At 67.5% G+C, this 1,458-nt stretch carries 2 protein-coding genes; both read left to right on the top strand.

The window, feature by feature from the left end; all coding sequences use genetic code 11:
- Positions 1 to 102: 102 nt before the first annotated feature.
- Positions 103 to 936, top strand: a complete 834-nt coding sequence (locus ACIBF7_RS44960; RefSeq protein WP_357863642.1) for an IS5 family transposase — start codon at positions 103 to 105, stop codon at positions 934 to 936.
- Complete coding sequence (locus ACIBF7_RS44955; protein WP_271280556.1) at positions 933 to 1,379, top strand: hypothetical protein; 447 nt, start codon at positions 933 to 935, stop codon at positions 1,377 to 1,379. The genes ACIBF7_RS44960 and ACIBF7_RS44955 overlap by 4 nt, the downstream gene beginning before the upstream one ends.
- Positions 1,380 to 1,458: the final 79 nt, after the last annotated feature.

Raw genomic sequence — 1,458 nt, 5'->3', positions numbered from 1 at the left:
AGAGTGCGTTCCGCGAGCATATGCCTGTGATGTCGCTATGTGATCGTATGGATTTGTAGCGTTACCGCCGGTCGGTGGGGTCTGCTGTGCTGGGATGGCCGGGTGACCGAGCGCAAGCCGTACCCCAGCGACTTAACCGACGCGGAATGGGCGCTGATCGAGCCCGTGCTCACGGCGTGGAAGGCCGCGCACCCGTCCGTCAGCGGCCACGAGGGCAACTACGAGTTGCGGGAGATCGTGAACGCCATCCGCTACCAGGGACGAACCGGTGTCCAATGGGACTTTCTCCCGCACGACCTGCCGCCCAAGAGCGCGACGTACTACTACTTCGGCAAGTGGCGCGACGACGGCACCGACAAGACGATCCATGACCTGCTGCGCTGGCATCTGCGCGAGAGGAAGAAACGATTAGCCGATCCGAGCCTGGTGGTGCTGGACACCCAGAGCGTCCACGTCGCGGCCGGGGTCCCCGCCTCCACGACCGGCAAGGACGCCGCCAAGCGCGTGCCGGGCAGGAAACGGGGCCTGGCGGTGGACGTGCTGGGCCTGGTCATCGCCGTGGTCGTCCTGGCCGCCTCGGCTCATGAGAACACCGCCGGGATCGCCCTGCTGGACCGGGTCGCCGCCGGCACCGAGGGCACCGTGACCAAGGCGCTGGCCGACCAGGGGTTCAAGAACGCGGTCGTCGCGCATGGCGCCGACCTGGGGATCGACGTGGAGATCGTCGAACGCAACCCCGCCGGCAAGGGGTTCGTCCCCCAGCCCAAGAGATGGGTCGTCGAGCAAACGTACGGCATCTTGATGTTCCACCGGCGTCTGGTCCGCGACTATGAGCACCTTCCGGCCAGTTCCGAAGCCCGCGTGTATTGGGCGATGACGGACGTGATGTCCCGCCGCCTGACCCGCGGCGCGTCCCCGTCGTGGCGGTGGGCATGATCGGGCCCGACGCCCGGCCGACCGACCCGGGTGCCTGGCTCCTGGACCGGATCGACGCCCGCGAGCAGGCCTTGACCTGCCAGATCGAGCAGACCCAGGCGGAAATCGACATGCTCACCGCGAGGCTGGGCCAACTCAGCGAGGCGATCGAGCACCTGCGGATCAGCCGCAAGACCCTCATCTCCCTCGCCGAGGAAGATCCCACCCCGATCCAACCGGCCGCGCCACCTCCCGCAGTTCCCGAGCACCCGGCCTACCAGCAGATTCTCACCGTCTTCGCCGAGGCCGGCGGCTCCCTGCGCGCCCGGGACCTGGCCAGGGCAATGGACCTGCCCCTGACGCAGAACGACATCCAGAACGTCCGCGCCAAGCTCAAACGCCTGGTCAGCCGCGGCATCCTTGTCGAGACCGAGCCGGGATTGTTCACCCAGCCACGCCCGTAGTCCGACCGGCGGGTCTCCGACCAGCCGACCTAACCCAACCCCACCGATGAAAGGGACATCAACTCGCAGAACGCACTCT

The organism is Nonomuraea sp. NPDC050478 (assembly GCF_044458265.1).
GTDB lineage: Bacteria > Actinomycetota > Actinomycetes > Streptosporangiales > Streptosporangiaceae > Nonomuraea > Nonomuraea ferruginea.
This window is presented reverse-complemented; position numbering and strand designations above follow the sequence as displayed.